Annotated in this window: 2 protein-coding genes; one reads left to right on the top strand and one right to left on the bottom strand. The window is 32.2% G+C overall.

The genetic code is table 11. From position 1 onward, the window contains the following. Positions 1-245 precede the first annotated feature (245 nt). Positions 246-1,721, top strand: a complete 1,476-nt coding sequence (gene gpmI, locus QZZ48_RS15610; RefSeq protein WP_294967178.1) for a 2,3-bisphosphoglycerate-independent phosphoglycerate mutase — start codon at positions 246-248, stop codon at positions 1,719-1,721. Between the two features lie 60 nt (positions 1,722-1,781). Here the strand turns inward: gpmI and QZZ48_RS15605 are convergent, their stop codons facing one another. After that, positions 1,782-1,904, bottom strand: a complete 123-nt coding sequence (locus QZZ48_RS15605; protein WP_294967177.1) for a hypothetical protein — start codon at positions 1,902-1,904, stop codon at positions 1,782-1,784. Positions 1,905-2,015: the final 111 nt, after the last annotated feature.

Below are 2,015 nucleotides of genomic sequence, written 5' to 3'. Positions count from 1 at the left end.
AGGTTTGAGTAAAAGCTTGAAGTTAAATTTAGTAGATTATTATTTGGTCAATTATCAAAAAAAGCGAGTTTTTAAACCCCCGTTTTTTTAATTAAGTCGAATATTTTAAGATAAATAGATCAGAAAGTAACAAAAAATGACATTTTGAAATTAAACTTCAAATTTTGAAAGCTTTGCAAAGCCCTTATTTACTTGAAATCATTATAAGAGTATAATTGCATAAAACTTGATACAAGGGAACAAATTTGTCAAAAAAAACTCTTTTAGTTATTACAGATGGTATCGGCTTTAGTCCAGAACTAGAGCATAATGCATTTCACAATGCAACTAAACCAAACTATGACAAGTTATTTGAAGAGACTCCGCACTCTCTCATAGATACTTCAGGATTAAGCGTTGGACTTCCAAAAGGTCAAATGGGAAATTCTGAAGTTGGTCATATGAGTATAGGTAGCGGTAGAGTTCTCTATCAAGATTTAGTAAAAATTTCACTAGCACTTTCTGAGAACACTCTAGAAAAAAACGATGCGCTGCAAAATCTTTTTAAAGCTTCAGATAGACTGCATCTAATAGGTCTAATGAGTGATGGCGGTGTTCATTCTCATATAGATCATTTTATGGGTGTAGCAAAGATTGCAGCCAAAAATGGTAAAAAAGTTTTTTTACATCTTATTACAGATGGTAGAGATGTTTCTCCTACTTCTGCACAAAAATATATAGAAATAGTTGAAGGTCACCTGAATGAAAATATTCAAATCGCAACTATTTCAGGTCGTTTTTATGCAATGGATAGAGATAAACGTTGGCCAAGAGTTCAAAGAGCTTATGAAGCAATAGTAGATGCAAAACCAAAAACAGACTTTGAACCAGCAGGTTATATTGGCTCGTCTTATGCTCTTGGTGAAACTGATGAGTTTGTAGAACCAACTGCTTTTGAAGGTTATGATGGTGTAGAAAATGGTGATAGTATTTTAACTATCAACTTTAGAAGTGATAGAATGAGAGAACTAGTAACTGCATTGGCTGGTAAAGATTTTCATGAATTTACAAGAAACCCTAAAACACTGCATCTTGCAACTATGACAGAGTATGATAAATCTTTTTCATATCCAGTTTTATTTTCAAAAGATGCACCTAAAAACACTCTTGCTGAAATTATCTCAGCTAAGGGATTAAGACAATTTCACACTGCAGAGACTGAAAAATATGCTCACGTTACTTTCTTTTTTAATGGAGGTATAGATGAACCATATGAAAATGAGACAAGAGTTCTTATCCCTTCTCCAGATGTGAAAACATATGATATGAAACCAGAAATGAGTGCAGCTGAGGTTGGACAAAGTGTACTTAAAGCTATGGATGAAAATTATGACTTTGTAGTTGTGAATTTTGCCAATGGTGATATGCTTGGACATACTGGAAATGAAGAAGCTGCAAAAATTGCAGTAACAACAGTAGATACACAACTCGGACGTATCATACAAAAAGCAAAAGAAAATGATTATGCTTTGATTATTACATCTGATCACGGAAATTGCGAAGAGATGAAAGATGCAGATGGAAATATTTTAACAAATCATACAACTGGAAAAGTTTGGTGTTTTATTATGGCTGATGGAGTTGACAAAGTTGAATCAGGTGGATTAAACAATATAGCTCCAACAGTTTTAAAACTTATGAATATAGAAATCCCACCTGAGATGGACCGTAGTCTAGTTTAATTTAAGTCTGTTAGTTTAAGATAAAACAATTTTTATATAATTGTTTTATCTTTTTTACTCTTAAGAGTTTAAATCTTTTCTAAAATCTATAATATCTTCAACACTTACTATTGGCATAGAATATTTTTTTGAAAAATCTTGTATATCACTACCTTGAGCCATCGTTCCATCAGGATTTGTCAACTCACATAAAACAGGACTTAATTAAAAATATGGGGGTTTGAAAACCCTTGCAAACTTCTGTATATTGGTAAGAAACCAAGGTATTTCTATAATGGATTATAAAAAAGCTCT

This window comes from Sulfurimonas sp., from assembly GCF_016744025.1.
GTDB lineage: Bacteria > Campylobacterota > Campylobacteria > Campylobacterales > Sulfurimonadaceae > Sulfurimonas.
This window is presented reverse-complemented; position numbering and strand designations above follow the sequence as displayed.